The sequence below is a fragment of the Streptomyces sp. NPDC059668 genome (genome assembly GCF_042734135.1).
GTDB lineage: Bacteria > Actinomycetota > Actinomycetes > Streptomycetales > Streptomycetaceae > Streptomyces.
This window is the reverse complement of the sequence record NZ_JBHWEL010000001.1, coordinates 1-3,839: the sequence shown is the minus strand read 5'-3', so window position 1 is coordinate 3,839 and position 3,839 is coordinate 1. Positions and strand designations below refer to the sequence as shown.

At 71.9% G+C, this 3,839-nt stretch carries 5 protein-coding genes; 3 read left to right on the top strand and 2 right to left on the bottom strand.

Features of this window, described 5'->3' with window-relative positions; all coding sequences use genetic code 11:
• On the bottom strand, nt 1-770 hold a 770-nt coding region (locus tag ACFV2J_RS00025), incomplete at its 3' end, for a polysaccharide deacetylase family protein (RefSeq protein ID WP_385436697.1).
• Between the two features lie 362 nt (nt 771-1,132).
• On the opposite strand from ACFV2J_RS00025, the gene dhaK reads away from it, so the two are divergent.
• The 3 genes from dhaK (at nt 1,133) to ACFV2J_RS00010 (ending at nt 3,279) form a co-directional block, all read left to right on the top strand.
• Nucleotides 1,133-2,125 carry a dihydroxyacetone kinase subunit DhaK gene (dhaK, locus tag ACFV2J_RS00020; RefSeq protein WP_385097910.1) on the top strand — a complete coding sequence of 331 codons (993 nt, stop codon included), beginning with the start codon at nt 1,133-1,135 and terminating at the stop codon, nt 2,123-2,125.
• A gap of 136 nt (nt 2,126-2,261) precedes the next feature.
• Nucleotides 2,262-2,861, top strand: coding sequence for a dihydroxyacetone kinase subunit DhaL (gene dhaL, locus ACFV2J_RS00015; RefSeq protein WP_385436695.1), 600 nt, complete (start codon nt 2,262-2,264; stop codon nt 2,859-2,861).
• On the top strand, nt 2,854-3,279 hold the full coding sequence (locus ACFV2J_RS00010) for a PTS-dependent dihydroxyacetone kinase phosphotransferase subunit DhaM (RefSeq protein WP_385436693.1): 426 nt from the start codon (nt 2,854-2,856) through the stop codon (nt 3,277-3,279). Before dhaL ends, ACFV2J_RS00010 begins: the two co-directional genes overlap by 8 nt.
• Before the next feature lie 319 nt (nt 3,280-3,598).
• On the opposite strand, the gene ACFV2J_RS00005 is transcribed toward ACFV2J_RS00010, so the two are convergent.
• On the bottom strand, nt 3,599-3,839 hold a 241-nt coding region (locus ACFV2J_RS00005; RefSeq protein ID WP_385436691.1), incomplete at its 5' end, for a glycoside hydrolase family 75 protein.

Here is a 3,839-nt window from a genome sequence, read left to right as displayed (position 1 = left end):
AAGGCGTACCCCCGCTCCTTCAGCCACGGCAGGATCTCGCGCAGGGCGGCGACCGTCTGGGAGCGGTCGCCGCCCGCGTCGTGGAAGAGGACGGTCGGGCCGTTGCAGATCTCCTGTTTGACGGTGGCGACCAGGACGTCGGTGCCGGGCCGCTCGAAGTCCTTGGAGTCGACGTTCCAGCCGAGCGGCCGCATCCCCCGCGAGGCGGCCAGTCTGCGGCTGTACGGCGTGAAGGCGCCGCCGGGGGCCCGGTAGTACATCGGCCGGACGCCCCCGGACGCCTTGGTGATCATGCGTTCGGCGTCCAGGATCTGCCGGGACTGGTACGACTCGGACTTGGTGTCCATGGCGGTGTCGTGCGACACGGTGTGGTCGCACAGCCGGTGCCCGGCCGCGACCACCTTCTTCACGAGGTCCGGGTGGGCCCGCGCCTCGGTCCCCACCATGCAGAACGTGGCCTTCACCCCGTACTCCCGCAGCACGTCCAGCACCCGCGGTGTCCAGACCGGGTCCGGTCCGTCGTCGACGGTGATGTTGACGCCACGCGCGCCGCGGTCCGAGGCATGGGCGATGCTCACCGGCATCGGCGCTCTCGCGGGGCCCTGGGCGCTCGGCGCCCAAGGGCGGGCCGAGGATTCCGGACGCTCGGGCCGGCTCTCGACGGGCCCCGCCTGCGCGCTCCACACCGACGTGGTGACGGCGACCGCCGTCAGGCCGACCGCCGCCGCGAGTACCCGGCCGTACCATCCCAGCCCGCCACGCCACACCATGTCCGTCCCGCCCCTTGCCCTCTAGTCGTTCGTTCCCGCGCACCCGTCAGGACGGGGGAAAGCCACCGCCGGATCCCTTTGTCATCGATCACGGACAGGTCCACGGAGGAACGGCGACGTGCCCTTCAGGGACCCGCGTCCCGGACGGCGGGGGCACGAAGGCCTGTCCGGACCGGCCGGTGGGCGACCCGAACCGACCCGAGCGTGTCGGTACACGTGACCATCGCCCTTCCAAGACCGATACTTCGCAGTGACGAGCCCTCAGCACCGACGATCCGCCGGAACCGAACGCCCTCCATGCCCAACGAACAGGCGAGAACGCAGGTCACGGGCTCCACTCTTACGCTCACCAGGAGGTACCCATGAAGATGCTGATCAACGTGGCGGAGACGGTGGTCGCGGACGCGCTACGGGGTATGGCGGCCGCGCACCCGGACCTCACGGTGGATGTCGAGAACCGCGTGATCGTACGGCGTGACGCCCCGGTGGCCGGAAAGGTCGGCCTCGTCTCCGGTGGCGGATCGGGTCATGAGCCCCTGCACGGCGGTTTCGTCGGTCCCGGAATGCTGTCGGCGGCCTGTCCGGGCGAGGTCTTCACCTCCCCGGTGCCGGACCAGATGCTGCGGGCCGCCGCCGCCGTGAACAGCGGAGCGGGTGTGCTGTTCATCGTGAAGAACTACACCGGTGACGTGCTGAACTTCGACATGGCGGCGGAACTCGCCGAGGACGAGGGCATCCAGATCGCCAAGGTGTTGGTCAACGACGACGTCGCCGTCACCGACAGTCTCTACACGGCCGGCCGGCGCGGCACGGGCGCGACGCTGTTCGTGGAGAAGATCGCGGGCGCCGCCGCCGAGGAGGGTGCCCCGCTGGAGCGGGTGGAGTCGCTGGCCCGTCAGGTCAACGAGAGCTCCCGGAGCTTCGGTGTCGCGCTCGCCGCCTGCACCACTCCGGCCAAGGGCAGCCCCACCTTCGACCTGCCGCCCGGGGAGCTGGAACTGGGCGTCGGCATCCACGGCGAGCCGGGCCGGGAGCGGCGCGCGATGATGACCTCGCGCGAGATCGCCGACTTCTCGGTGCACGCGATCCTGGAGGACCTGAACCCGCGCAATCCCGTCCTCGTGCTGGTCAACGGCATGGGGGCGACCCCGCTCCTGGAGCTGTACGGGTTCAACGCGGAGGTGCAGCGGGTGCTCGGCGAGCGCGGGATCCCCGTCGCGCGCACGCTGGTCGGCAACTACGTCACCTCGCTGGACATGGCCGGTGCCTCGGTGACGCTGTGCCAGGTGGACGAGGAACTGCTGCGACTGTGGGACGCGCCGGTGAGGACACCGGGGCTGCGCTGGGGCGTGTGAGCCGGCGCACCGCCCGGCAGACCCGGACCACGACCACGGCCGCGGCCACCGCCGTCGCCAAGGCCGCCGACATGACGGCGGCCACGCCCACGACCCATCTCATCGCCCCAACGTTGGTACCACGCAAGGAGATTCTGTGCTCGACGCCGATTTCTTCCGCCGTTGGATGACGGCGACCGCCGCGTCGGTGGACCGTGAGGCGCAACGGCTCACGGCCCTGGACTCGCCGATCGGTGACGCCGACCACGGCAGCAATCTGCAGCGCGGGTTCACCTCCGTGGTGAACGTGCTGGAGAAGGACGCGCCGGACACCCCCGGCGCCGTCCTCACGCTCGCCGGACGCCAGCTGATCTCCACCGTCGGCGGCGCGTCGGGGCCCTTGTACGGCACCCTGTTGCGCCGCACGGGAAAGGCTCTCGGGGACGCCGCCGAGGTCTCCGAGGAACAGTTCGGCGACGCGCTGCGGGCGGGTGTCGACGCGGTCATGGCGCTGGGCGGGGCCGCACCCGGCGACAAGACGATGATCGACGCGCTGGTCCCCGCGGTGGACGCGCTCTCCGACTCCTTCGCCGCCGCGGCCTCGGCCGCGGAGGAGGGCGCCGCCGCCACGATCCCGTTGCAGGCCCGCAAGGGCAGGGCGAGTTATCTGGGCGAGCGCAGCATCGGGCATCAGGATCCCGGCGCCACTTCGTCGTCGCTGCTGATCGGCGCACTGGTGGAGGCGTCCGGTGAGTGACTCCGGCAACACCGCGGAGCCGCTCGTCGGCATCGTGCTCGTCTCGCACAGCGCCGCCGTCGCCACTTCGGTCGCCGAACTGGCGACCGGGCTCGCGGGCGGCGGCACGATCGCGCCCGTCGCCCCGGCCGGCGGCACGGCGGACGGTGGCCTCGGCACCAGCGCCGAACTGATCTCGGCGGCGGCCGCCTCCGTGGACCGTGGTGCCGGGGTGGCCGTCCTCATGGATCTGGGGAGCGCGGTGCTCACGGTGAAGGCCCTCCTCGCGGAGGGCGACGAACTGCCCGGCAACACCCGCCTGGTGGACGCGCCCTTCGTCGAGGGCGCGGTGGCCGCGGTCGTCACGGCCTCGGCGGGAGCGGACCTCGCGGCCGTCGAGGCGGCGGCCGCCGAGGCGTACACGTACCGGAAGGCGTGAATCCGGAGGGCGTGAGGCAGTCCGGCGACGAGAACGTCGGGCGGGCTTTGTACGGGGGCGAGTCGGAGCCCGCCGTTCGATGACCGGAGCCGAAGCCGGCACCGGTGCCGGAGCCTCGATTCAGGAGCCGGTACCGGTGTCGGAGCCTCGACTCCGGAATCTCGGTTCAGGCGCCGGTGCCGGAGTCCCGATTCCGGAGCCCCCGGGTCCACTCCCGGGGGTTCCCCGTCCGGCGCACCCTCGTGGGAGCGGCCTCCTTCCCCGCGACGGCGCGACACCTGCGGCCGCCCCACCGGAGCCGAGGACAGGGACTCCCGACTCATTCGTCCCGCAGGAACCGACTGGCCAGTCGTTCGCCCTCGGCCACGGCGGCCGCGTGGTCCTCGATGGGCTTCACCATGGAGTTCTTGAAGGCGATGTACGTGACCCCGGAGGGCGTCCCGCCGTCGCGCGGGTCGGCGCGGATACCGAGCGCCTTGGCGGTGGCGTACGAGGCCTCGCCGATGATGCGGCGGGGTCCGGTGTCTCCGACGACCGCGTACTGGACCCGGTCCTGGTAG